Here is a 26667-nt window from a genome sequence, read left to right on the forward strand (position 1 = left end):
TAGGCTATTATTAGAGCAAGAAAGCCATATAAAAAAAGAGGGCATAAGCCCTCTTTATCAATCAACTGAAGTATGAAAAGTTCAGTCTTATAGTACGTGTACAGAAGCTGTGTTCGTAGTACCTGAAGCGACTAGAGCACCAGAAACCATCACTACGATGTCGCCTTTGTTACCTAGACCAGATTCTAGAGCAAGCTCTTTACCTGCTACGTAGAATGCGTCAGTGCTTTCGATAGAATCAACAACAACTGGCGTCACACCTTTAGTTAGAACAAGTTGTGCTGCTGTTTTCTTGTTTGTTGTTAGTGCTAGGATGTTTGCAGTTGGGAAGTATTTACGTACTGAACGTGCAGATTTACCACCTTCAGTTGCAACAACGATAAGTGGAGCAGCCAGTTTCTCAGCTGTGTCTACTGCGCCTTTACATACTGCTTCAGTGATACGTAGACGTGGGCTGTCTAGACGAGAACCTAGCTCAGCTTTTAGCGCTGAATCAGTACGGTTCGCGATTTGAGCCATGATAGTTACCGCTTCAACTGGGTACTTACCTTTAGCTGTTTCACCAGAAAGCATTACTGCGTCAGTACCGTCCATTACTGCGTTAGCAACGTCGCCTGCTTCCGCACGAGTAGGACGTGGGTTGTTGATCATAGAATCAAGCATTTGAGTTGCAGTGATAACCATCTTACGTGCACGGTTACACTTCTCGATCATCATTTTCTGAGCGAAGATTACTTCTTCAGCTGGGATTTCAACACCTAGGTCACCACGAGCAACCATGATGCCGTCAGAAAGCTCTAGGATCTCGTCGAAGTTATCAACACCTTCTTGGTTTTCGATCTTAGAGATGATGTGGATGTTCTCGCCGCCGTTTGCAGCAAGTACTTCACGGATTTCTTGAACGTCAGAAGCTTTACGGATGAAAGAAGCAGCTACGAAGTCAACGCCTTGCTCACAACCGAATTTAAGGTCGTTTTTATCTTTTTCAGATAGAGCAGGTAGGTTTACAGAAACGCCAGGAAGGTTCACACCTTTGTTCTCGCCTAGTGCACCGTTGTTAAGTACTTTACATTTAACTTCTGTTTCAGTCTTAGAGATAACTTCCATCTCGATTAGACCGTCGTCGACTAGGATAGTGTTACCTACGTTTAGGTCTGCTGCGAAACCTGCGTAAGTTACTGCAACTTTATCTTTGTTACCTACAACTGAAGTGTCAGTTGTGAAAGTGAATTCTTGACCAGCTACTAGATCAACGTCGTTGCCGCCTTCTAGCTTGATAGTGCGGATTTCTGGACCTTTAGTATCTAGAAGAATTGCTAGTGGTTTGCCAGTAGCTTCCATTACTTTACGGAAGTTCGCTATACGAGTGCCGTGTTCTTCGTAGTCACCGTGAGAGAAGTTAAGACGCATTACGTTCATGCCTGCGTTTACTAGCTCAGTTAGCTTCTCTACAGATTCAGTTTTAGGGCCAATCGTACATACGATTTTGGTCTTTTTCATGGAAGATACTCTCCGGTAAGTATAGTTACAATTTGAAAGTCGGTTGTTTACTCTGAAGTTAGGGCGTTATTGATGACATTTAGTGCCTGTCACCCACCGATTTTTCGCCTCATTATCAGTACTTCAGATTCTGAAAGTCTTTCACCAAGTTTAGTCATTTTATGACTAAAAGATCGGCGATTTTGGTTACCTTTTTGTGACTAATCCCACTTTATATGCAGAAAGTTGCAAAAAAATAGCCTTCAATTCTGTAATTTTTTTTCTTTTCGGTGGCGAATTCTACCACTGAATGAATCCAATATCACTGTTTAAGAATTGTCTTAGGACAAGGTTTTATCGAGAAATATTAATTTTTTGGATCGAAATAAATGGACTTAAAAGTTTCGGTTTGACTATAATAAGTTTCACATCGAAACTTAAATTCAAAACGTAAATGTCGAAACGAAACACTCAACTAAGAAGACACGCCATTTCTAACTTGGTTTCTGAGCTAGGAGAAGTCAGCGTTGACGAACTCGCTCAGAAATTCGAAACCTCAGAGGTCACGATTAGAAAGGATTTAGCTTCTTTAGAGAAAAATGGCCAACTTCTACGCCGCTACGGCGGTGCGATTGCTATCCCAACAGAAGTCATTCACGAAGAATTGAGCGCTAATGTTTCGACTCGAAAGCTAAACTTGGCAAAAGCAGCGGCATCACTGATTCGAGACCATAATCGCATCGTGATCGACAGTGGCAGTACGACGGCTGCGTTGATTCAACAGTTGAATGACAAACGTGGCTTAGTTGTCATGACCAACTCGTTGCATGTTGCTAACGCCCTTAATGAATTAGAGAGCGAACCAACACTGCTGATGACTGGCGGGACTTGGGATACGCACTCAGAATCTTTTCAAGGCAAAGTAGCCGAATCTGTATTACGAGCTTACGATTTTGACCAGCTATTTATCGGTGCGGATGGCATCGATCTCGAACGCGGCACCACAACATTTAATGAATTGGTTGGTTTGAGTAAGGTGATGGCGGAAGTGTCGCGCGAAGTGATCGTCATGATCGAATCGGAAAAAATCGGTCGTAAGATCCCGAATTTAGAGCTCGCTTGGCATCAAATTGATGTGCTAGTGACGGATGCTGATATTCAGCAAGAACACAAAATACAGATTGAACAACATGGCGTGAAAGTTATTTGCGCCTAATCTAATAATGTAATCAGCTTCATATTTCACTTCCCTCTGATACAGGCCTTTGCTTGCTGTCTCTATCTGAAACATGGCTAGGGAAGAACCAAACTACAAACGGAGATAAACACATGTGTGGAATCGTAGGTGCAGTAGCACAACGAGATGTTGCAGAAATTTTGGTTGAAGGTCTACGCCGCTTAGAGTACCGCGGTTACGACTCAGCTGGCGTTGCTGTTGTTAATGGCGAGTCAAACCTAACGCGCGTTCGTCGCTTGGGTAAAGTGCAAGAACTGGCTGATGCAGTAGAAGAAGCAAAAGTGATCGGCGGAACGGGTATTGCACACACTCGCTGGGCGACGCACGGTGAACCATCTGAAGTTAATGCACACCCACATATGTCTGGCGATATTGCTGTTGTACATAACGGTATTATCGAAAACCACGAAGAGCTTCGTGAATTGCTTCAATCTCGTGGTTACGTGTTTGAATCTCAAACGGATACAGAAGTTATCGCACACATGGTTGAGTGGGAACTTCGCACTTCAGAAACGCTACTAGAAGCAGTACAAAAAACAGCAAAACAACTTGAAGGCGCATACGGCACGGTAGCGTTGGATCGCAAAGATCCTTCACGCATCGTAGTTGCACGTTCAGGCAGCCCGATCGTAATTGGTTTTGGTGTGGGTGAAAACTTCCTGGCTTCTGACCAACTTGCGCTACTGAATGTAACGCGCCGTTTCATGTACCTAGAAGAAGGTGATGTGGCAGAAATCACTCGCCGTGAAGTTACTGTCTTTGACGCAACGGGCGAGCTGGTTGAGCGTGAAATCGTAGAATCTAACGCAGAACATGATGCTGGCGATAAAGGCCAATACCGCCACTTCATGCAAAAAGAAATCTATGAGCAACCTAAAGCGTTGATCAACACAATGGAAGGCCGTATCACGGCAGACTCTGTTGTAACTGATGCGATTGGTGTGCATGCGGCTGACATTCTAAGCAAAGTAGAACACGTACAAATCGTTGCGTGTGGTACGTCTTACAACGCAGGTATGACAGCGCGTTACTGGTTTGAAGACATTGCTGGCGTGAGCTGTGACGTAGAAATCGCGTCTGAATTCCGTTACCGCAAGTTTGTGACTCGTCCAAACAGCCTATTGATCACGTTGTCTCAATCTGGTGAAACCGCCGATACGCTAGCAGCACTTCGTCTTGCGAAAGAAAAAGGTTACATGGCGGCGATGACCATTTGTAACGTAGCAGGTTCTTCTTTGGTTCGTGAATCTGATTTTGCTTTCATGACTCGCGCTGGTGTCGAAATCGGTGTCGCTTCAACCAAAGCGTTCACGACTCAGCTTTCTGCACTATTGATGCTGGTAACGGCGTTAGGTAAAGAGCAAGGTCGCATCAGCAAAGAGAAAGAAAAAGAGATTGTTGAAGCGCTACACGCACTTCCTAAGCAAATCAACGCGGCACTTTCTTTCGAGAAAGAAATTGAAGCACTAGCAACGGATTTTGCAGACAAGCACCACACATTGTTCCTAGGCCGTGGCGAGTTCTATCCAATCGCGATGGAAGCGTCTCTAAAACTGAAAGAGATCTCTTACATCCACGCAGAAGCGTACGCGGCGGGTGAACTGAAACACGGTCCTCTTGCGCTGATTGATGCTGACATGCCTGTTGTGGTGGTTGCACCAAGCAACGACCTACTTGAGAAGCTAAAATCAAACGTTGAAGAAGTGCGTGCACGTGGCGGCCTTCTATACGTATTCGCAGATGCAGACGCAGGCTTCGAAGGCGATGAAACAATGAAGATCATCACGATGCCTCACGTTAGTGAAATCACGGCGGCGATCTACTACACCATCCCAATGCAGTTGCTGTCTTACTACGTAGCGCTGATCAAAGGTACGGACGTAGACCAACCACGTAACCTAGCGAAAGCGGTAACGGTTGAGTAATTACGCTTAACAGCAAAAATCCTAAGCGGCACATGCGAGAGTATGTGCCGTTTTTTTTATTTAAACCCATTTTAAGGTTTGTGAGTTATTGACCCAACTGGTGAGCGGTTAGAATAGCAGAGTAGACATTTTCTGCCGTTACTGGGAATGGCATATTGTGGATGGTTTCTCCCTCGGCCGTTGAAGCTTCGGCGACCTCGCGCAACTTAGCGTGATTAAGCTCTTTAACGCCCATATCAAATAAGTTGGTTGGTAGACCTACCGATCGGCAGAAGGCGAGAACCGTATTAATCTCTTCCATCGCTGCGTTTTCTAGCACCAATTGAACAAGTGTGCCGAACGCGACTTTCTCACCATGATAGAGATGATGACACTCTTCAAGCTTAGTTAGGCCGTTATGAATAGCGTGAGCGCCTGCTAGGCCACTGCTTTCAAAACCTATACCGCTTAGGTATGTATTGGCTTCAATAATATTTTCTACCGCTTTGGTGCTCACACCATTTTCTACCGCAGCTTTTGCTTTTAAACCATCTTCAAGCAAGGTTTCATAGCAAAGTTTCGCAAGAGCTTGCGCTGAACGCGTCGCTAAACCACCTGCCATTGTTGCCTTACCAGAGGTCATGTTGGCACGAGCTTCAAAGTAGGTGGAGAGCGCATCGCCCATCCCCGATACCAGTAAGCGAACTGGGGCTTTGGCGATGACTGACGTATCCATAATGACCATGTCTGGGTTTTTAGGGATCATCAAATATTCTGCAAATTCACCTTCAGGTGTGTATATCACCGCAAGAGCTGATGTCGGCGCATCAGTCGAGGCAATCGTAGGAACCACCACGACAGGAATTTTGGTGTAAAACGCAACGGCCTTAGCTGTATCTAAGGTTTTACCACCACCAATACCGACAATGACATCGTGTTTTTGAGTGGCACAAATGTCCGTGATGCGTTCAATCTCAACGCGCGAACATTCGCCACCAAAAATGTTCATAGTGAGTGGAAGCTTTTCGTCAGCAAAGCTTTGTTTGACGTCATCACCAACCAGGTTAGTCACGAACTCATCGGCAATGACTAACGGACGTTCACCTAATGTTTTCACATAGTGAGCGATAGATGTAAGTACTTGTTCACCTTGGACGTATTTGCTTGGGCTGATAATAATTTTGTCCATAATTCAAACCTTTAACCTTTTTTATGTGTGTTTTGGACTGCAATGAAAATCCATTGTAGCGATAAGGTTTATATTAGGTTTGGTGAGGTAAGTGGTGAAGGATCTCTCTGGTTTTGTTCCATGCTTTTATGACCTCGGTGTCAAACCGACTGTCAGAAGTAATAAGCATTAGTATGCTTTATGGCGCCGATCACTATTCAAGCAAATTCGTCGTTTTTCGTTTCATATTGAAACGAAAATACCGAAGTCGTTGTTTCAATATGAAACGGATTGATTTTTGTTGAGCACGTTTTTTCTCTGTTTAAGATGAATTCATACCCTACATAAAAATATAAATGGAATGAGATAGAACGATGAAAAAGTTAATTAACCAAGTCGATGATGTTGTATTGCAGCAAATGGAAGGCCTGGCATTGTCCCGCCCTGAGCTCAAAGCTAACTACGAACCTCGTTACATGTGGCATGAGGAAACGCCGGGGCAAGTGGCATTGGTTTCTGGTGGTGGCTGTGGTCATGAACCTTTGCACGCAGGTTTTATTGGTAAAGGCATGCTGACAGGCGCCTGCCCTGGTGAGGTATTCACTTCACCTACGCCTGATCAAATGTACGAATGTGGTAACCAAGTGAATACTGGTGAAGGCGTGCTGTTTATCATTAAAAACTACACCGGCGACGTGTTGAACTTTGAAACGGCCGTGGAGCTCCTTCATACCGATGGCATCAAAGTTGGGGCGGTGTTAGTGGATGACGATGTGGCCGTAAAAGACAGCCTGTATACCGCTGGTCGCCGTGGCGTTGCTGGAACGGTATTGGTTGAGAAGTTAGTTGGGGCTGCCGCGAACAAAGGTTATTCGTTGGAGCAATGTGAAGCTCTGGCTCGTCGCGTTAATAATCACTGTCGTTCATTTGGCGTGGCGCTTAATGCTTGTGTTGTGCCAGCGGCGGGTAAACCATCTTTTGTTCTGGAAGATGATGAAGTGGAGTTTGGTGTTGGTATCCATGGTGAACCAGGTATCAAGCGAGTGAAATACACCGACGTCGATACGTTAGTGGATGAAATGTTTGCTGAAGTTGCTGAAAACACGCCTTATCAGCGCACATTGCGTATTTGGAATCGTGACGAAGGTGAATGGGATGAAGTGGAATCCAGCATTGAGCCTTTTGCTGCTGAACACGACTACATTGTGATGGTGAATGGTATGGGCGGTACGCCAACTTCAGAGCTTTACGGAGTGTACCGCCGTCTTGCTCATAACTGCGAGCAAGCGGGGTTCCGTATCGTGCGGAATATGGTCGGTAACTTTTGTACGTCGCTTGATATGGAAGGCGTTTCAATTACGTTGCTGAAAGCAGATAAAGAGATGTTGGAGCTGTTTGATGCTCCTGTCGATACGGCCGCGATCAAGTGGTAGCAGGGAGGGGAGCAAACATGCAAATTGAAAAACAACATATCGTTCACTGGTTAGAGTTATGTGCAAAAACGTATCAAGAGAATCAAGATTTTCTGACCGACCTTGATCGTGATATTGGTGACGCAGACCATGGTCTCAATATGAACCGCGGCTTTAAAAAAGTCGCGGAAAAACTGCCGCAATTTGCGGACCAAAATATCGGCAGCATTCTCAAGAATACGGGCATGACCTTGCTTTCTAGTATCGGTGGGGCAAGTGGCCCGCTGTATGGCACGCTGTTTATTCGCACGGCTGCCGCTGTCGGAACTCGAGAGCAATTAACGTTTGAAGAGTTAGTGGATGCACTAAAAAGCGGTGTGGATGGCGTGGTGTCTCGTGGTAAAGCGGAACTGGGTGATAAAACCATGTGTGATGTTTGGTTACCCGTTTTAGTTAGCGTGAAGGCGTCGTTAGAAAATGGCATGAGCGCCGATCACTTACTGAATGAAATGGTTGAGCTAGCAGAAACAAATGCGGTTGCCACGATTGAAATGTTGGCGAAAAAAGGGCGAGCAAGCTATTTAGGTGAACGTAGTATTGGTCACCAAGACCCCGGCGCAACCTCTTCTTTGTTAATGATTAAAGCACTACAGCGGGCAATAGCAGGTAATTAAGATGGTGGGAATTGTAGTTGTATCTCATAGTCGTCGCCTTGCCGAAGGGGTGGCCGAACTTGCCACCCAAATGACGCAAGGCAAAGCCAAGCTTGCGATTGCGGCTGGGATTGATGATCCAGAGAACCCGATCGGAACTGATGCCATTGCCGTGATGGAAGCGATTGAGCAGGTACAAGATCAACAAGGGGTTGTTGTATTGATGGATCTTGGCAGCGCGTTGCTTAGCACGGAAATGGCTCTGGATCTGATTGATGATCATGTGAGGGAAAATGTCACCCTTATCTCGGCCCCTATTGTTGAAGGAACCATGGCGGCGTCGGTGGCTGCTGCCGCCGGACTACCTTTATCGACGGTAGTCGAAGAGGCACAGAATGCGTTAAGCGTAAAACGAGAGCACCTTGGTGATCAGCCACTAACATCCGCTGAGATAGCGCCAGTATCAGAGAACTTTGAGCAAGAGCGGACATTTGATTGGGTAGTGCAAAATCCGTATGGATTACATGCTCGTCCCGCTGCGGCCATTGTTGGTGCACTCGCGCCTTTTGACTGCCAATTATGGTTGAAAAAAGGCGAGCGCCGTGTAAACGCGAAAAGCTTAAACAGCATTGCGAAACTTGGCGTTCGTAGCCAAGAGACGATCACGCTGTGCGCACTCGGCTCTCAATCCAGTGAAGCAATCAAGGAATTTGAAGCCTTAGCTAGTGAGCACTTCGGAGAAAAAGAGGCGGTTGAGCAAGGCATTATCGAATCTGAAGAGAGCACGGATACTTTGCTCGATGACATGGTCCCAAATCAGATTGAAGGTGCTGTTGTTGGTATTCGAGTCAATGACGGTATCGCTACTGCTCCAGTTGTCCTTTTTACTCATGAAATGCCAGCTGTGCCTGAACGTGATTTCCAAAGTGAACAAGATGAAATTGAACGGGTTAAGCATGCGATAGGCGTGGTTGTTCAACATTTGCAGGAGCAAGCGAAGCAGCCGAAAGGGGAAATATTTTCTGCTCATAGCATGATGCTCAGTGACCCAGAGTTATGGGCATCGGTTGAGGCGCGAATTCAAACGGGCATGATAGCCGAGCAAGCTTGGATAGAATCACTGCAAACGTTGGCCGAAGAGTTTCGCCAGGCAGAAAGTCAGTACATGCGGGAGCGCGAAGCAGATGTGCATGATATCGCACGCCAAGTTATGGTCGAAATGACAGGCGTAACGCCTAATGCCATCGACATTCAGGAACCGAGTATTTTGTTGGCCCGCGACCTGATGCCTTCTGATGTGGCCGGGCTTGATAAATCGAAAGTGCTTGGTATCTGTTTGAGTGAGGGAGGGAAAACCTCTCACAGTGCGATTCTTGCTCGTGCGATGGGGATTCCTGCCATCGTTAAAGCTCAGGGCTGCCTTGATGCTGTGCGTGCTGGTCAAGTGGTGACTATTGATGGCTTTCGAGGGCATTTATGGTTCTCTCCTTCAGATGCCATACAACAGGAATTAGAAGCGCAACAAATTGAGTGGCAAAGCACCCGACAAAGTGCGCTAGCGAGTGCTCAGCAAGCCGCAGTCACCTGTGATGGTGTCCATATTCCAGTATTCGCCAATATTGGTGGACCGAAAGATATTGATGATGCACTAACATCAGGAGCTGAGGGCGTTGGTCTATTCCGGACTGAGTTTCTATTTCAAAACAGTGATGAGTTGCCGACTGAGGAAGCGCAATACCAAGTGTATCGTGATATTGCCGCCGCACTTGGTGATAAGCCACTTACGATTCGTAGTCTAGATGTTGGCGGTGATAAGCCTTTAGTCGCTTACCCTATGCCAGCGGAAGATAATCCATTTTTAGGTCTGAGAGGGGTGCGGTTGTGCCTTCAACATGAGTCATTGTTTACCGCCCAACTTCGAGCCATTCTGAGAGCCTTTCACGAGCAACCGAATATTCAATTGATGATACCGATGGTGGCTCAGGTTGAAGAAGTGAGAAAAGTAAAAGCGCTGTTGGCGCATCAAGCAAACCAACTCGGCTTGGATGCGACTCATTTGCCTGTCGGTATTATGATTGAGGTACCCGCCGCGGTGTTGAATGCTGATGCGTTAGCACAAGAAGTCGACTTTTTCTCTATTGGCACCAATGATTTGACTCAATATGTTATGGCTGCCGATCGAGGCAACGCCGCCGTTGCTGAGTTAGTGAACTACTTTGAACCATCGGTACTAAAAGCCATTGAACTCACTTGTGCAGCAGGCGATCGCGCGGGCATACCGGTCAGTATGTGCGGTGAGATGGCAGGCGATCCAAATGCCACAGACACATTACTTCGTGTTGGGTTACGAAAATTCAGCGCCAGTTCGAGTCTGCTACCGGGACTAAAAGCGCAGATTCGTCAGTTGTCTGTTGATGTTTAATCGACATCTTGTCGTTAGCACATCTATACCGGCGTGCTTACGCCGGTTTTACTTTTGTAGGAACGCCAGTTCTTGGCTTAATACAGCTTCATTTGCTCCTGCAGCCCAAACTTATTAATTTTTCTCCATAGGGTCGTGCGGCCAATTTGCAATGCTTTCGCCATATCATGCATTTTGCCATCACACTGATTCCAAGCCTGAACAATCGCTCTTCTCTCGGCTTCTTCTAGCGTGATTACCGGCGTATTCTCTGCGGTATGGCGAGAATTCAGTTTAATGTCTTCTGGAATATCGTTCAGCTTGATTAAGTTGGAACTGCGGTTAAGCAAAATTCGCTCAGTTCGGTTTCTTAATTCAGAGTTGTTGCCTGACCAACGAAAATTCATCAACGCTTCCAGTGCGACTGGCTCTATCGAGATCGTCACATTGTGGCGGCGCTCATAATGACTGATAAGCTGCTGGACGAGAAATTCAATGTCTTCTTTACGCTTTCGTAGTGGTGGAATATGCAGCTCGTTCGAGGAGATTTCATAATAAAGTTGCCGACCAAATGAGCGCTGAGTGACATACTCGCTGATCTCTGAAGCGGTGCTGGTAATAAGTTGAAAGTCTACGGGGATCAATCGCAAACTGTCGCTGCGGCTGACGAGCCCAGTTTTTAACAACTTAAGTAGCACGGCTTGTAAATCGGGTGACAGATATTCCACCTTTTCTAAAAAGAGCGTGCCGCCATGGGCGAGTTCAAACTTAGAGGGCATGCCTTGTCCCTCGTCGTATCCCAGGGTTTCTTTGACCAGTTGCTCTGTATTGATGGAGCGGCAGTTGAGCGTAATGAACGGCCCTTCTTTGTAGGCGCTTTCATTATGAATCGCCATGGCGAGAGTAGCTTTTCCTACACCTTCTTCACCCGTAATTAGAATCGGTGATTTGGACTTTATGGCCCGCTTTGCCACGGTAATGACGTGCTTCATTTTTCGTGATATGACGGGTAAAGTACTGAACGTATAGCGCGCACTGCCACCTATTTGTTGTTGAGCAAGTTCGCGAATTTTATCGATGGGGTGCAAAAACAATAAGTGCGTGCCGTCGTTGAGTGGACGCAAGGTAATGATCGCTTCAACAAACTCGCCACGAACCTCTACCGTTGTGAGTTTTCGGTTGATGCTTGCACCCGACTCAATACTATTGAGGACATTTGGCGGGAAGCGCAAAACCGAAAAGACTTCTTTATCCAAGACCTGACTGGCTTCAATGTTTAACAAGCGCTCTGATTGATGATTTACCATGGTGATACGGCTTTCTTCATCCCAGGCCAGAAGGCCATCATCCATGCATTCTAACGTTGCGTTGTGCGCACAAGTGAGGCGGTTAATGTTTTCTTGTTCCGACTGAATATGGATTTGCAAACTGACTTCTTTCGCGCTCGACGCGATGATGACTAAGTCTTCTTTCTTATAGCTTTCCGCTTTTTTGAAAAGGCATGTTGTACCGCGTAATTTGCCAAATTGGTCGAAAACAGGCGCCGCTACAGAGGCATAAGGATGTAAGTGGCGATTGAAATGTTCTGCTGCGAACACTTCACACGGGATATGAGTACTAATACAGAGATTGACCGCATTTGTGCCAATTTTCCCTTCAGACAGAAAACAGCCTTGTTTAATACCGAGCGCCTGCATCTCTTGTTGCATTGAGTCATGTCCCACAACAGATAGAACGCAGCCGTTGCCGTCAGTCACCATCAATAGCAGGTCTTCGTCCCCTAGCATGTCGTAAGTGTCTTCAAGTACGGTAGTGGCGCATTCGAGGAGGTGCTCGTTGCGTTTCATCAGAGATGAGAAGGTAAAGCCAGAGGCAATATGTGGCTTTGACCAGGTGTAAGGACTGCATTGCTTTATGCAACGCTCCCACGACTCAAGTACGGGAGTGCGGGAAAATTCTGGAGATACCCAATGGTGTTTCTGGAAAAACTCCCATTTGGTTTTAGTGTCTTCGATTGAAAGCATGCCATACCGTTTCAATACCAGCGATAGATTGGTCTGATATTACAGAGACATACGAATATGGACTGTGATGGCTTTCACGCACGTCATACAGAAAGGATACGCAAAGAAAAGAGGCTAGTAGAGAAGGCGTTCCTTGCCGGAGGTTGGGTTAAAAAGGGCTGTCTTTGCCCAGTTCGTTACAGATCTCGACAATCGCGAGTGACAGGCCGGACTTAATGATTTGTTGTTGGCGCTGAAGTTGGAGTTGATAAAACTCAAGGTCGATGTCGTCATCAGGTTCGTTGACTTCTAATTGCACCATGCCCATTTTCTTTACCAGATGCAGCTTTTTGATTGGCTCTAGAATATTTGGATCAGTGAACTCGTAGTCGGATGCATCGCTATTGAGTCGGTTTTTAAGCTTAATGATGTCTTCAATATCATGATAAATATCGTCTGGGAGGACGCCTAAGCCAAATAGGAGTTTCAAACGAACAGAGAGATCGCCCAGCGGTCCGGAGTCTTGCAGTAGGGGACCAACAACCGATTGCACGGCGAAGTTATCTTTACGAAAGATCCTTTGTATTAGCCCGTCGATGGAATCGTTGAACACATCGACTGCTGCAATAAAAAAGCCTCGTACCGATGGCGCGCTGTTTAATCGTTCAATGATCTCGGTTTCGTTGATGTTATCTGCCATATACTGAGTAACTGTTTAAAATTATATTTATGGGGAGCAGAGCTCCCCTTGATTCGATTAAAGCTGGTGGTAAATCGCTTCTATTTGAGCCACTTCAACACTGTCTTCAGCCAGACCGGTGTATTTCGCTAGCGTTTTTGTTACGCCAACCTCTTTTAATGAGGTCTGTAGCTCAACCGCTTGCGGATCGGTGTCGTTGGTGTATTTCAACGCCGCCGCGATCCCTTTCAAAAGTGTTTGATTTTCAGTGCCATACTCGATTGTACCGAGTAATGGCTTCACTAATCTATCATTTGCACCCAATTTACGAATTGGTTGTCGTCCAACGCGATCCACTTCATCCACTAAATATGGGTTGGCGAAGCGACCTAAAATCTTTTCGATGTAGGCATTGTGCATGTCGCGATCAAAACCGTAGCGCTTGATCAGTACTTCTCCGCTTTCGTGCATTGCTTGTTTTACTTCAGCATGAATGCTTGGGTCTTCAATTGCTTCACGAATGGTACGGTGCCCTTTCAAACAACCTAAATAAGCGGTAATGCAGTGACCTGTGTTTAGGGTGAACAGCTTACGTTCTACGAATGCCATTAGGTTGTTGGTTTTTTCCATGCCAGCAATGTTTGGGATATCGCCCTTAAACTGTTGCTCATCGACAATCCATTCACTAAAGCTTTCTACCGTGACTTCTAGTGGATCATCGTTGGCGGCTTCTGCTGGTGGCACGATGCGGTCTACCGCTGAATCAACAAAGCCAACCAACTCGTCTGCCTTTGTGTGCAGTGATTCATCCAAGTGTTTGTACACCTCACCTTTTAGGTGTGTGGTACCACGCACCATATTTTCACAGGCGATGATGTTAAGTGGCGCGTCATTACCAGCTTCAAAACGTTTGGCGATACCTTTCGCGATGGTTTTCGCGATGATATCTAATACGTTTGGACCGACCGCTGTGGTAACCAAATCGGTTTTGACGATGCGATCAATCACGTCATCACTGGCTGAGTTTACTGCTGTGACGTGGGTAACAGTGTCGATTTGGCACTCGGTGCCCACGACTTTCACTTTGTATTCTTGTTTGTGGCTGAGCTGGTCTACCAACGGCGCATCAACGTCAGCGAAAGTGACCTCGACTTCTGCGTCTGCTAAGAGTTTACCGATGAAACCACGACCGATGTTACCTGCACCAAAATGAACTGCGTTTTTCATAATTCTTACCTACCAATATCTGAAAATGTTGACTTACGAAACTAGGGTGAGGCCAACCACATAGGGGGTGACAGCTGACCTCATTTGCCTCAGGAGCAAATTAAAGGAGTAATTAAGCCGCTTGTTGACCGCCAAGGATGTTCAGAATCTCTTCTACATCGTTGGTGCTGGTTAGCTTCTCAATTGCTTCCGGCTCATCGAGCGCGTTCGTAATGGTGGTGATCACCTGGATGTGCTCATCGTTCTTAGCGGCAATGCCGATAACCAGTTTCGCGACATCGTCGTCATCTTCAGTAAATTGGATACCCGATGGGTATTGGCAAATTACAATGCCAGTTTTCTTCACGCGGTCTTTCGCTTCTACGGTGCCATGAGGAACCGCGATAGACTCGCCAAGGTAAGTTGGAACCAACGCTTCACGCTCAAACATCGCGTCTACGTATTCTGGTTCTGCGTAGCCAAGTTCAACCAATTTGTTGCCTGCAAAGCGAATGGCTTCTTCTTTGTTGGCTGCTTTCAAACCTAGGTGAATGTTCTCACGCTGGATTTGGAATACCGATGGCTGCTGTGGCTCAAAGCTGTCGTCGTTCGCCGCCATGACTGACACTTTCACCATTTGGTCGTCATTGGCTGCGGATTGGTTTTGTGCCGCCAGTAATTTGGTGACTAGCTGGTTGTACATTTCACTGTCTAGGAAGTTAGTCAATGAAATGTGGTGTGCGTTTGGAGCATGCTTACGTGCACGATCCGTTAAGTCTTTATGAGTAATCACGATATCTGCACTCTCTGGTAAGCTGTTAATAGCAAGGTTGGTTACGTGGATGTTCAGACCTGCGTCTTTAACCTTTTTACGTAGCATGCTCGCGCCCATTGCACTCGAGCCCATGCCCGCATCACACGCGACAATGATGCTTTGTACTGTCGCTAGGTCTACGTCACCTTTGCTTTGGCTGTTTACCACCGCATCGTTTTTAGATGCAGATTTCATGTCTTTCATTTGTGATGTTGCTTTCTCTAGTGCTGCTTCATCACCGTCTTCTTCTGTTGACGTTTGTGTCTTCATTAGCAGTGCTGCTACGGCGAATGACACGCCTGTTGCCGCTGCGATAGACGCTAGTACACCAACGATTGAACCTTTCTGAGTCATCAACAAGATTGCAAAGATTGAACCTGGTGATGCTGGAGAAACGATACCTGCGTTAAACATAGTTAGAACGAATACGCCAGTCATACCGCCTGCGATAGCCGCAAGGATTAGGCGAGGGTTCATTAGGATGTATGGGAAGTAAATCTCGTGGATACCGCCGAAGAAGTGGATGATTGATGCACCACCTGCAGTTTGACGAGCCGTACCTTTACCAAACACCATGTAAGCCAGCAGAATACCTAGACCAGGACCTGGGTTCGCTTCGATCAAGAAGAAGATCGATTGACCAGTTTCAGACGCTTGCTGAATACCCAGTGGAGAGAAGATGCCGTGGTTGATCGCGTTATTTAGGAACAGGATCTTCGCTGGCTCAACAAAAATAGAAGTCAGTGGCAGAAGGTGCGCTGAAACAAGGAAGTTTACGCCTGCTGCCAATGCGCCTGAAAGCACTTTGACAAATGGACCGATAAGGAAGAAAGCCAAAATGGCGCACAGCATACCAATGATGCCCGCAGAGAAGTTGTTCACCAACATCTCGAAACCGCTTTTTACTTTACCGTCGATGTAGTTATCGAATTTTTTGATAGCCCAGCCGCCCATTGGGCCGACCATCATTGCACCCATAAACATTGGGATGTCGGTACCGACAATCACGCCCATAGTTGTGATTGCACCAACGACCGCGCCGCGATCGCCGCCCACTAATTTACCACCGGTGTAACCGATCAGTAGTGGCAGCAAGTAAGTGATCATAGGACCAACCATGGAAGCTAACGTCTCATTTGGTAGCCATCCGGTTGGGATAAATAGAGCAGTGATAAAGCCCCACGCGATAAACGCGCCGATGTTAGGCATTACCATGTTTGACAGAAAACGACCAAAATTTTGTATCTTGATCTTGGCATCTGGTGATATCATAACAATTCCCCGTTCGATGTTCTGATGAATATGTTGTCGTAAACGGTTCGCCAAAACCGCTTGTTTGATTGCTTAGTACCCAATCAATTTACCACACATTTTCCAATTGGAACTGACGACGGGTTTTTCGTGATCAACCCCCGCATTTCTTCGGATGAAAAGCATTTTTTAAGTGATGATGATCAATTAATTGATATGTAACTTAATAACAAAAAATGACTTTCAAATCTGTCAATAAAAATATTAGTGATCAATTCGATCTTCTGACAAATATAAAATAAAAATTCATTGTGATTAAGATCACCTTTAATTTCTTTTTCAATTCAAATTAAATACTCGAAATGATCAATGTCACATTTTGTTTGAAGTCAGGTTTGATTGAAAATGTGATCTATGACCATTTTGAGGTTTTGTGAAAGTTTATAACGTGAACGTTTGTGCGATGTTGGCGTTTTGTGGATTAAAGCTTGAGATGACTGGCCTTTTTGCGATGAGTTTAACTAAACACTTTGTTTTTAATGTCTTATGGGTAAATAACGCATCACGCTGCTCGCGTTGTGTTGTTTAGAGCGATTTTGAGCAGCGCGATACCTCCTACGTTTTTAGACGACGCTTAATTGTTCATAGCTAAATACTCACGCGCGTTTTCACTGCCCATATAACGTGCAAGCGTTTTCTCAGGCACATCGCGTAAATCCACCATAATCAATCCATCCTGTGCGTTGTTAAACGCCGGATCGACGTTAAAACACACCAACTTACCATTCAAACTCAAATATTGGCGTAGTAATACCGGAACGCCTTTACCTTCGTCAATTCGAGCGATCACGCGAGATAGCAACTGTAAATCTTCTAATGCGGTTAGCATGCTGGTATTCCAGTTTAAGTTGGTTTCTGGCAGTGGATTTGACGGAGTGACGTATTCGGCGCAGTCGTTGTCGTAGTGGTGTAGGGTCATCGATTGTGCCAGCAACTGACGCGCGGTATGGCTGTAATCGTTGCTGATGCTCACTGGGCCAAACAAGTGCGTGTATTCGGGATGTTGATGGACAAAAGTAGCTATGCCTTTCCAGAGTAAGAGTAGGGCACTCATGCTTTTTTGATATTGCTCGGCAATCACAGAACGACCCATTTCAATCGACTTGCCCATTTGATCGAGAAAGCCTTGGTCATAGTTGAACAAGGTGCGCGAATACAATCCCTCTACGCCATATTTCGCCAATAATTGATCAACTAATCCAAGACGGTAAGCACCTACCATGCATTGGTTCTCACGATCCCACACAAATAGGTGCAGGTAATCATGATCGAAATGATCGATGTCTATCGCTTGTCCGGTCCCTTCGCCAACTTCACGGAAATTATGTTCTCGCAAGCGGCCAATTTCATGCAGGAGAGATGGGATCTGCTGCGCACTGGCGCAATATACGTCGAACTCGCCACTTTGAAGCAATTGGGTTTCTGACGGTAAGCTGTGCAGCTCTTCAAGCAATTGGCCTATGGGTAACCCTGCCGCAATAGGTAAGAGAGCATTGTCTGAGACCGTTTGCTGAGTGGCACTTACATCGCGGTTAAGCAGGTAGGTGTTAAGCCTCAGATAATTGACGATCTGATCATCATTGAGGTTATTGAGTTCTTTAAACTTGATTGCTTGCCCAAAGGACAACTCAATGGTTTTTGCGCTCTTGTTGAGCAGCTCTCTTCCTAACATCAAGGTGCGTAAAAGAGGGTGGATTTTACCTGCCATGTAGAAGCGTTTTGAGTTCTGCCCGCGAATGAAGACGGGAACAGTGGCGGCTTTGTTCTTACGAATTAACGCACTGACACTGCGGCTCCATTCTTTGTCTTCTAAACGCTCTTGTTTGGCATCCACCAACTGCGACACTTCACCCGCAGGGAAAACCAATAACAAGCCGCCATTCGCAAGGTGTTTGTTGGCTGCTCTGAGGGCCTTCATATTCGATTTGACGGCGTCTTTGCCTTCGAATACGTCGACACCAATAAAAAGTTGGTCGAGCTCTGGTACGGTTTTTAGGTACTGATTCGCTAAAATTTGGATATCGTCTCGTATCATCAATAGTAGCTCGGCGAGAATCACGCCTTCAACACAACCGAGAGGGTGATTCGCCACAATGACGGTTGCGCCTTGCTTTGGCACTGCGTCGAGCGAACCATGGGCAATGCGATAGTCGATCCCCAAAATATCCAGCGTAAATCGCAAGAAAGTTTTGGTATCCGCATTCACGGGGCGTTGGGCGTAGAATTTATCGAGCTGACTTAAACCCGTTGCCCATTCTGCAACGTTTTCACCAATGCCGAACGGCGTTTTACGAGGGAGACGAAAAGGGGGTGAACTATCCATATTTACCTCAGCGTACAAGTGGCTGATCGGATAGTAGAAATTACAGATGACAGTTCAGAGGCAAATCCATGAGCCTTTGGTGACAAACTGGTGAAGCTTTGTTGACCAAAGGCGAGGGGATAGGGACGTATTAGCGTTACGTTTTGTCGCCAGCAAACATCAGGATACTCAGAGAGTTGAGCGTTTCACCGAGACTTTCTAGTGAGCTCAAAACCTGTTTGGTCGGCTCATTGTCTAGCAGAATGCGACCATCAAAGCGTTTCCCTTCGCATTGATCTTCATCGCACATACCCGCTTGGGGTTCTTGTGTTGAGTTGTCATCCATTACTAAGTCGTCAGTACTCAAACAAGCCGTTGAGACAAATAATCCGCTCAGAACTACCAGCCATTTTATTTTCAACATAATCTTAAAAATCACAATAAAACACTGTTTAATTGTAATTTATTCTATTTACCATTTCGAACGATATGACAAAAACTTGGCTTTAGGTCGCCATTTTCTGGCCGTAGTTGAGCTATGTTATCGATACGACGAATTGTTACTTTTGGCGAAATTAGGAGGATGAATGGAGAAGATTTCCAATAAAGCGTCAATATGGCTCGGGCTGTGTCTGATAATTGGTTTAGGAGTATTGGGCTTTTTTATTCAGCAAACAGCAGTCAAATACAAAGCCTATGAGCGAGTGGTAACGGTGAAGGGATTGTCTGAACGAGAGTACTCTGCCGATACAGTGATCTGGCCAATTCAGTTCACCTTAGCGAGTAATGATATGGGGGCTATGTTTGATGACATCGATCAGCAAACGCGTTTGATTCTGGATTTCTTAACTGCCAAAGGGCTCCCTGAAACGAGCGTCTCCCTTTCTTCTCCTGCTGTCATTGACAGAAAAGCACAGCAATACGGGAGTGAGCAAGATATCGAGTTTCGTTATTTAGCCTCGCGGACCGTTACGGTTTATAGTCAAAGTGTCGATGTGGTTCGAGCGGCAATTAACGAGATTGGTGAGCTAGGAAAACAAGGCGTACTGCTGAATCAGGACCCGTACGCGAACCGCATTGAGTACAGCTTTACTAAGCTAAATGATGTAAAGCCAGATATGATCGAAGAGGCGACGAAAAACGCCCGCGAAGTGGCGCAAAAGTTTGCGAAAGACTCACAGAGTTCACTGGGTAAGATCAAACGTGCCACGCAAGGGCAGTTCTCGATTTATGACCGAGATAGCAACACGCCTTACATTAAGAAAGTACGAGTGGTCTCAACCGTTCAGTATTACTTATCGGATTAAAATAATAGTCAAAAAGCCGCTCACACGATGAGCGGCTTTCGATAAGACGAGAGCTATAGGATAGGATTAATATTTTGCTCTGTATGCTCACCTTCGACCACATCAACAGGTGTGTAATGTTGATAAATCAGGAAGCCATCTTCTGATGTTTCATGGTTATCTGGTGTATCAACATACGCGCTACAGGTGTACCCAATACTGTAGGTGCCTGGGCCAATGTAACCAAACTCGTAGCTGTAGGTTGTATTACCTTCTTCGTCTTGCGATTCATTCACGTTAGCTACTGCAACTGGCGCTTGGAGTGGCTCCATCGCGCCCATATCGCCCATGGTTGAGCGATCCATCGAACCTGCGTAAAGATAGACTGAGTGAACGGCAGGAACGTCATTTATTGCATTTGATGCTGCACTGTCTGCTTCACACGCTTGATACTGAATTTCGCTGACTTCACCACCGATATGACCTGATTCTGATGCGTTTACTAAGCTTACCGCATTAGAGTTCATGTTCATGTAATCTTTGCCTGTTGGATCTGCCAGGCCTTTACGCAAATCAAACTCGACAACATAGCTATTATGACCAGTATGAACTTTTACATACTGACCTTTTTGCGAAAACTTCAAGCGACCTTGATCGCTCGTATCTGGTTTAAAACCAAAACAGCTGCCTCGGCTAGGCACAACTAAGCCTTTGATGTTGCCGTCTGTCTTCTCTACGTATGACAGCGTTGTATCGTTTAATTGTTTGCCGTCTTTAGCGTACACACACATAGCATAATCACCAGGAGCGATGTCTTGCTCGCTAATGATCGTTTTAGCGTTACTTCCCTGATATTCCATTAGATCAACTTGGTGTAGTGCTCCATTGTCACTAACATCTAACAGAATATGTTCTCCAGTTTGTTCGCCAGTTTCTGGGTCAAATGGTACAAGGACAACATCTTTAAACGCTAAGACGACTTTGTTGGCATCGTCGACAGGCGCATCGGAAACGCTGAGAGAAAAAGTGGCTGCTTCTGTATCGGATGAAGAGTCGTCGCTACCACAGCCCGTCAATAAAAGACCGCCTGAGATGGCAAGTAAAGGGTAGGTATATTTTTTCATTATGATCTCTTGTTTACACTGCTGATAAATGTAAAAGGCTAGTCTCAAAGTCGAGAAGTGATGTCATTGTATTGTGATAGAGAGGTCAATCTTCAATGGCGTTATATACAAGTCCTTTTTTATAAAACTAAGTTCTTAACTGTGATGAGGGGAGTTTGATAATAGTCAAGCTGGCTTGTTTCTTATGAGCGTAAGTTAGTATGACTTACTGCTAGAAGGAATTAGTATCATGGCATACAAGCACTTTATTAGAGAACTACTGGGTTTAGCGATTGTTGTCTCTGTCGTCTTTGGCGTTTTAGGTGTGATGTTAGAGCTCTTTGCACTGACGGCACTCTGGGAGCATCAGCAAGCGATAGCCGATGTATTCTTCCATGAATCTCTCTACTTTGTCGTATTTTTAATCCCACCATACTTCCTTTGGAAGTTGATTAACCGCCCTGAATTGGTTTCTGCGGACCAAGCTTATTTAGCAATGAAATTAGAGGCTGAAAGTCGACAATAAGCCGATTGAGTGAGGAGTGAAAGAAGAGGCTATGAGAAACATCAGCCTCTTTTCTATCTGATTAGTGAGCAAAGTATTCGTTGCTTTATTGATTAAAAAGCTGCTTCTATTGTGCCTTTGAAACTACGATCGAGATAATCACGAATTGCTTGAGATTGGTAAATAGAAACGAATTTTTTATACGCTTCATTATTTTTGTCTGCGTCACGAGTAGCGATGACCATGACGGCCAGTGGTGCGTCTTTTGCTTCAAGATAGATACTTTGTTTCTTCGGGTCTAAACCAGAAGACATTACGTAGTTCATTGTGATCGCAGCCGCGTCTACATCATCCAATGTTCGTGGTAACTGGGCGGCATCTACCTCGACAAATTCAAACGACTTTGCATTTTTTGTAATATCAGTTAGGGCGGCTTTGTGGCCAACACCTTGTTTAAGCTCAATTAAACCTGCATTGGCGAGTAGCAATAGACCGCGACCACCATTAGTTGGATCGTTTGGAATTGCTATGCGTGCATTGTTTGGAAGCTCTTGCAATGAGCGATACTTGTTAGAATAAAGTCCCATGCGCATCAGAATGGATTGACCAATCGACACTAATTGGGCGTCATGACTATTGTTGAAGTTGTCTAAAAATGGTTGGTGCTGATAGCTGTTAATGTCGATGCTACCATCGCTAAGCGCGGCATTGGGTGTCACGTAATCAGAAAACTCGATGACTTCTACATTCAAGCCTTGCTTCGCTGCTTCCTTCGCTACTGCTTCAACTACTTGAGCATGAGGCCCTACGGTTGCTCCCACTTTAATGACAGAGTCATCTTTTTCTCCACAAGCACTTAAGCCAACTACTGCCGTGAGAACCAAAGCTAGTTTCTTTAGGTGACGAATACTTTTCATTGTAACTCCATTTTTGTTTTAGACGTCCATACGTTTACATGTCCATCCTATCAGAAGTCGAAAAAGGGTCAATGGTTTAAATAGCGAGCAGATATTTTGTTTCTACGACTATATAGAAAGATTGGTAATAAGCGAAAAGAAAGAGAGGGTAGAATCGAGGAAGATGATAAGTTTGAAGTTGTTGAGGATATGAGCAACGAATTACTACACCCACAACTGTACCCAAAGTCAGCAGACACAAAAAAAGCGTAGCAGGTACTAACCTGCTACGCCTTTCGAAATTTGGTGGCCCCTCGCAGACTTGAACTGCGGACCAATCGATTATGAGTCGACTGCTCTAACCACTGAGCTAAGGGGCCTTAATAGGACAACGATTATAGGGGAAGCGTTGCAAGGTGTCTAGATACCAACTAGGGCAATTGCGCTTAGTTTTTATCCACTTAGCACAGTAGATAATAAAAAAGGTGACCTAAAGTCACCTTTTTTGATTTCTAAAGCTTATATGCGCTGCGTTTATTCGTCTAGGAAGCTGCGCAGAGTCTCTGAGCGGCTTGGGTGACGAAGTTTACGTAGTGCTTTTGCTTCGATCTGACGGATACGTTCACGAGTAACGTCGAACTGCTTACCAACTTCTTCTAGAGTATGGTCAGTGTTCATGTCGATACCAAAGCGCATACGAAGTACTTTCGCTTCACGTGGCGTTAGACCTGCAAGCACGTCTTTTGTCGCCACTTTAAGGCTAGTTGCAGTTGCAGAATCTAGCGGCAGTTCTAGCGTTGTATCTTCGATAAAATCACCTAGATGCGAATCTTCGTCGTCACCGATTGGTGTCTCCATTGAGATAGGCTCTTTAGCGATTTTCAGAACTTTGCGAATCTTGTCTTCTGGCATCTGCATGCGCTCAGCCAGTTCTTCCGGTAGTGGCTCACGACCCATTTCTTGCAGCATTTGACGAGAGATACGGTTTAGCTTGTTGATCGTTTCGATCATGTGTACCGGAATACGAATCGTACGAGCTTGGTCTGCGATTGAACGAGTGATTGCCTGACGGATCCACCACGTTGCGTAAGTCGAGAACTTATAACCACGACGGTATTCGAACTTATCTACCGCTTTCATCAGACCGATGTTACCTTCCTGGATAAGATCCAAGAACTGTAGGCCACGGTTGGTGTATTTCTTCGCGATAGAAATTACAAGACGCAAGTTCGCTTCAACCATCTCTTTCTTCGCACGGCGAGCTTTTGCTTCACCGATAGACATTCGACGGCTGATATCTTTAATGTTCTGTACGTTTAGAGAAGTCTCTTCTTCAATCATTTTTAGCTTAGCGATTGAACGACGGATTTCTTCTTCGTTACGTTTGATCTTTTCAGCGTATGGCTTGTCTGAAGCAAGAACTTCATCCAACCAAGCTTCACTTGATTCATTACCAGTGAACAGCGCGATGAATGATTTCTTCGGCATTTTGCCGTATTCAACCACAGACTTCATGATCAGGCGTTCTTGAGTACGAACGCGATCCATAGCGGTACGCAGTTCATTCACTAGGTGATCAAACTGTTTAGGCGTTAGACGAAATTCGCGGAATACGTCTAGCATCATTTCATTAGCAACGGTCGCTTTCGGGCTGTTATAGCCGTACTCGTTGATTGCTAATTGAAGATTTTGATAGGTGCTGCGTAGTTGGTTGAATTTCTCTAGCGCTAACTCTGGATCGATACCTACATCTTCTTCAGAATCATCTGAATCGTCATCGCTATCTTCGTCGTCATCAACGTCTTCATCGTCTTCTTCTTCTAACTGAGATTCAGTCAGTTCAGAACCGATGTGTGTTGCCGTTGGTGCCGAGGTGTCGTCAGCATCTGGGTCTACAAAACCTGAAATAAGGTCAGTAAGACGCAGTTCTTCAGCTTGAACTTTGTCAAATTGCTCAAGAATGTACGGAATCGTACCTGGGTATTCAGCAACAGACGATTGAACTTGGTTAATACCTTCTTCAATACGTTTTGCGATGTCGATTTCGCCTTCGCGAGTTAGAAGTTCGACAGTACCCATCTCACGCATGTACATACGTACTGGGTCTGTTGTACGACCAATCTCACTCTCTACGCTAGACAGTGCAGCGGCTGCAGCTTCGGCTGCATCTTCATCGGTAATATTTGTGTCATCGTTCAGTGCTAAATCATCAGCATCAGGAGCAGTTTCTACTACCTTAATGCCCATGTCGTTGATCATCTGAATGATGTCTTCTACCTGTTCTGAATCTACGATTTCAGCAGGTAGGTGGTCATTTACTTCGGCGTAGGTCAGATAGCCTTGTTCCTTGCCTTTAATAACAAGTGACTTTAGCTGTGACTGCGGATTGTGATCCATAGACGGTATCCAACTTCGTAATCTGGTGAAGGAATCAGTATGCGAAATGCAAACCACTTACTATAACAAATTAAATCGTTGCTGACTAATTAAACAGGGTTACGCTTTTAAATCTAGCATAAGTGCTAGCAGCTCCCTTTTCTCTTCGGCTGATAAACCGACACTTCTTGCTTTGGCCTGCAGGTTTTCAATTTGTTTTTCTACGCACTGGGCAATAATTTTATCCAGTGAGTCTAAAAATATTTCTTCTTGGTTGTCCTCATCGAGTGGAATGTCCCAACTCGCGAGACGAGACAGAAGGGTCTCATTTTGGCTGTTTCGCCAATGCTCTAATAATTGGCCTGTGTTGATATGGGGATGCGCTTGGCATTTATCAAGTACATCAACAAATAAACTTAGACCAGGAATGGGTAAATCTCTAACGCTAGTTAGATCTGGCACCATACTTACGTATTGTGGGTTTTGAATCAGTAACGCGATCACTTCTCGCATCGGCGTTCGCTTGATTTCTTTATGAGGTTGAGGCCTTTTATCCTCTTTACCTTGTTTTGAAATTAGCTGCTGTAGTTGGCGTTCATCAACCAAACCCAAACGGCGGCCAAGCAGTTCTCTCAAGTATAGTCTTAAAGTGCCGCCAGGGACTTTGTCGATGAGAGGAACAGCAAGGGTACTCAGTTTTGCCATGCCTTCTTTCGTGCTCATATCGACTTGCTGAGTCAATGAGCTGAACATGAATTCAGACAAGGGCATCGCATTAGACACTTGTTGTTCAAATGCTTGTTTTCCGTTTTGTCGGATATAAGAGTCGGGATCTTCTCCATCCGGCAAAAACATGAATTTTAACTGGCGACCATCAGTTAGGTAAGGCAATGCATTTTCCATGGCACGCCACGCGGCTTCACGACCTGCGCGGTCACCGTCGTAACAACATACGACAGTGCTTGTTTGCCTGAATAATACTTGCAAGTGATCGCCCGTTGTAGAGGTACCCAATGAGGCAACGGAATAATCTACGCCATATTGAGCAAGCGCGACAACATCCATATAGCCTTCAACCACTAAAATTTGTGGTGGCTCACGGTACGCTTGTAGTACTTCATAAAGGCCATACAATTCTTTACCTTTATGAAATATCGGGGTTTCGGGTGAGTTGAGATATTTCGGTGTCCCATCACCTAATACTCGACCACCAAAGCCTATTACTCGGCCGCGTCTGTCTCGAATAGGAAACATCACTCGACCACGGAATCGGTCGTAGCGGTTGCCTTTATCGTTTTCAATCAACATGCCGCCTGTGACGAGCATGTCTTGGTTTTCTTTATTCTGGCCAAAGTTCTTACGAACTAAATCCCATTCATCAGCCACATAGCCGATGCCAAACTTCTGGACGATTTCACCAGACAGGCCGCGATCTTTTAGATACTCAATCGCCACTTTACTTGCTGGCTGCTTGAGTTGGTTACGATAAAATTGAGCAATGCTGCCCATTAAGTCGTATAGATTACGTTTTTCACTGCTGCTTGCTTGTGGGCCTGACTGGAACGAACCATTACCGCCGCTACGTTGTTCGCGAGGAACATCTAAGCCCAAGTATGAAGCGAGTTCTTCAATGGCTTCGACGAATTCTAGCCGGTCGAATTCCATCAAAAAGTCGATGGCATTTCCGTGCGCACCACAACCAAAACAATGGTAGAACTGTTTTTCTTGACTGACGCTGAATGACGGCGTCTTTTCGTTGTGGAACGGGCAGCATGCGCCGTAGTTTTTGCCTTTTTTCTTAAGTTTCACACGTGCGTCGATGATGTCGACAATATCAAGTCGAGCTAGAAGGTCATCGATAAAACTGCGAGGGATGTGTCCAGCCATAAAACCTAACAAAAAAAGAAGATGATGAGTGGAGTGAATGCTTTA

The 26667-nt window shown here is 45.5% G+C and carries 19 protein-coding genes and 1 tRNA gene; 7 read left to right on the forward strand and 13 right to left on the reverse strand.

Features of this window, described 5'->3' with window-relative positions; translation table 11 throughout:
• Nucleotides 1-87: 87 nt before the first annotated feature.
• Nucleotides 88-1500 (reverse strand): pyruvate kinase PykF, encoded by a 1413-nt coding sequence (gene pykF, locus FKN08_RS13730; protein WP_005392243.1) that lies wholly within the window; start codon nucleotides 1498-1500, stop codon nucleotides 88-90.
• 433 nt (nucleotides 1501-1933) lie between these two features.
• On the opposite strand from pykF, the gene FKN08_RS13735 reads away from it, so the two are divergent.
• Together FKN08_RS13735 and glmS are read left to right on the forward strand one after the other, a co-directional pair.
• Nucleotides 1934-2695, forward strand: a complete 762-nt coding sequence (locus FKN08_RS13735) for a DeoR family transcriptional regulator (protein ID WP_005392240.1) — start codon at nucleotides 1934-1936, stop codon at nucleotides 2693-2695.
• A gap of 113 nt (nucleotides 2696-2808) precedes the next feature.
• Nucleotides 2809-4641, forward strand: coding sequence for a glutamine--fructose-6-phosphate transaminase (isomerizing) (gene glmS, locus FKN08_RS13740; RefSeq protein WP_170892334.1), 1833 nt, complete (start codon nucleotides 2809-2811; stop codon nucleotides 4639-4641).
• A gap of 85 nt (nucleotides 4642-4726) precedes the next feature.
• Here glmS and FKN08_RS13745 read toward each other — a convergent pair whose 3' ends face one another.
• Entirely contained in the window at nucleotides 4727-5809 is a 1083-nt protein-coding gene (locus FKN08_RS13745; RefSeq protein ID WP_005487429.1) for a glycerol dehydrogenase, read from the reverse strand.
• Nucleotides 5810-6162: 353 nt separating this feature from the next.
• Here FKN08_RS13745 and dhaK point away from each other — a divergent pair, with 353 nt between their 5' ends.
• Genes dhaK through ptsP form a run of 3 tightly spaced genes read left to right on the forward strand, consistent with a single transcriptional unit; the run spans nucleotide 6163 to nucleotide 10275 of the window.
• Nucleotides 6163-7221, forward strand: coding sequence for a dihydroxyacetone kinase subunit DhaK (dhaK, locus tag FKN08_RS13750; protein ID WP_170892335.1), 1059 nt, complete (start codon nucleotides 6163-6165; stop codon nucleotides 7219-7221).
• Between the two features lie 17 nt (nucleotides 7222-7238).
• Nucleotides 7239-7874 (forward strand): dihydroxyacetone kinase subunit DhaL, encoded by a 636-nt coding sequence (gene dhaL, locus FKN08_RS13755; RefSeq protein ID WP_170892336.1) that lies wholly within the window; start codon nucleotides 7239-7241, stop codon nucleotides 7872-7874.
• Between the two features lies 1 nt (nucleotide 7875).
• Nucleotides 7876-10275 carry a phosphoenolpyruvate--protein phosphotransferase gene (gene ptsP, locus FKN08_RS13760; RefSeq protein WP_170892337.1) on the forward strand — a complete coding sequence of 800 codons (2400 nt, stop codon included), beginning with the start codon at nucleotides 7876-7878 and terminating at the stop codon, nucleotides 10273-10275.
• Nucleotides 10276-10352: 77 nt separating this feature from the next.
• On the opposite strand, the gene dhaR is transcribed toward ptsP, so the two are convergent.
• From dhaR to FKN08_RS13790, 6 genes are all read right to left on the reverse strand, one after another.
• A complete protein-coding gene (gene dhaR, locus FKN08_RS13765; RefSeq protein ID WP_170892338.1) occupies nucleotides 10353-12278 on the reverse strand; it encodes a dihydroxyacetone kinase operon transcriptional regulator DhaR in 1926 nt (641 codons plus the stop codon).
• A gap of 148 nt (nucleotides 12279-12426) precedes the next feature.
• Complete coding sequence (locus tag FKN08_RS13770) at nucleotides 12427-12957, reverse strand: MltR family transcriptional regulator (protein ID WP_012841150.1); 531 nt, start codon at nucleotides 12955-12957, stop codon at nucleotides 12427-12429.
• 57 nt (nucleotides 12958-13014) lie between these two features.
• Nucleotides 13015-14163: a mannitol-1-phosphate 5-dehydrogenase gene (locus FKN08_RS13775; RefSeq protein WP_170892339.1), complete on the reverse strand. Its 1149-nt coding sequence runs from the start codon at nucleotides 14161-14163 to the stop codon at nucleotides 13015-13017.
• A gap of 112 nt (nucleotides 14164-14275) precedes the next feature.
• On the reverse strand, nucleotides 14276-16228 hold the full coding sequence (locus FKN08_RS13780) for a PTS mannitol transporter subunit IICBA (protein ID WP_170892340.1): 1953 nt from the start codon (nucleotides 16226-16228) through the stop codon (nucleotides 14276-14278).
• A 613-nt stretch (nucleotides 16229-16841) separates the two neighbouring features.
• Nucleotides 16842-18590 (reverse strand): GNAT family N-acyltransferase, encoded by a 1749-nt coding sequence (locus tag FKN08_RS13785; RefSeq protein WP_170892341.1) that lies wholly within the window; start codon nucleotides 18588-18590, stop codon nucleotides 16842-16844.
• Nucleotides 18591-18726: 136 nt separating this feature from the next.
• A complete protein-coding gene (locus FKN08_RS13790) occupies nucleotides 18727-18993 on the reverse strand; it encodes a hypothetical protein (RefSeq protein ID WP_041852999.1) in 267 nt (88 codons plus the stop codon).
• A 163-nt stretch (nucleotides 18994-19156) separates the two neighbouring features.
• Between FKN08_RS13790 and FKN08_RS13795 the strand changes: the two genes are divergently transcribed.
• Nucleotides 19157-19876 (forward strand): SIMPL domain-containing protein, encoded by a 720-nt coding sequence (locus tag FKN08_RS13795; protein WP_170892342.1) that lies wholly within the window; start codon nucleotides 19157-19159, stop codon nucleotides 19874-19876.
• Between the two features lie 53 nt (nucleotides 19877-19929).
• Here FKN08_RS13795 and FKN08_RS13800 read toward each other — a convergent pair whose 3' ends face one another.
• Nucleotides 19930-20979, reverse strand: coding sequence for a DUF4382 domain-containing protein (locus tag FKN08_RS13800; RefSeq protein WP_170892343.1), 1050 nt, complete (start codon nucleotides 20977-20979; stop codon nucleotides 19930-19932).
• Nucleotides 20980-21208: 229 nt separating this feature from the next.
• Here FKN08_RS13800 and FKN08_RS13805 point away from each other — a divergent pair, with 229 nt between their 5' ends.
• Entirely contained in the window at nucleotides 21209-21484 is a 276-nt protein-coding gene (locus FKN08_RS13805; RefSeq protein WP_012841145.1) for a hypothetical protein, read from the forward strand.
• A gap of 92 nt (nucleotides 21485-21576) precedes the next feature.
• Here the strand turns inward: FKN08_RS13805 and FKN08_RS13810 are convergent, their stop codons facing one another.
• The 4 genes from FKN08_RS13810 to dnaG all read right to left on the reverse strand — a co-directional run bounded on the left by FKN08_RS13810 (nucleotide 21577) and on the right by dnaG (nucleotide 26622).
• On the reverse strand, nucleotides 21577-22380 hold the full coding sequence (locus FKN08_RS13810; protein WP_170892344.1) for a MetQ/NlpA family ABC transporter substrate-binding protein: 804 nt from the start codon (nucleotides 22378-22380) through the stop codon (nucleotides 21577-21579).
• A gap of 283 nt (nucleotides 22381-22663) precedes the next feature.
• Nucleotides 22664-22739: transfer RNA gene (locus FKN08_RS13815), tRNA-Ile, on the reverse strand.
• Nucleotides 22740-22893: 154 nt separating this feature from the next.
• A complete protein-coding gene (gene rpoD / locus FKN08_RS13820; protein WP_170892345.1) occupies nucleotides 22894-24756 on the reverse strand; it encodes an RNA polymerase sigma factor RpoD in 1863 nt (620 codons plus the stop codon).
• Between the two features lie 99 nt (nucleotides 24757-24855).
• Nucleotides 24856-26622, reverse strand: a complete 1767-nt coding sequence (dnaG, locus tag FKN08_RS13825) for a DNA primase (RefSeq protein WP_005379719.1) — start codon at nucleotides 26620-26622, stop codon at nucleotides 24856-24858.
• Nucleotides 26623-26667: the final 45 nt, after the last annotated feature.

It is taken from the genome of Vibrio sp. 1-2 (7-a) (genome assembly GCF_013048515.1).
GTDB lineage: Bacteria > Pseudomonadota > Gammaproteobacteria > Enterobacterales > Vibrionaceae > Vibrio > Vibrio diabolicus.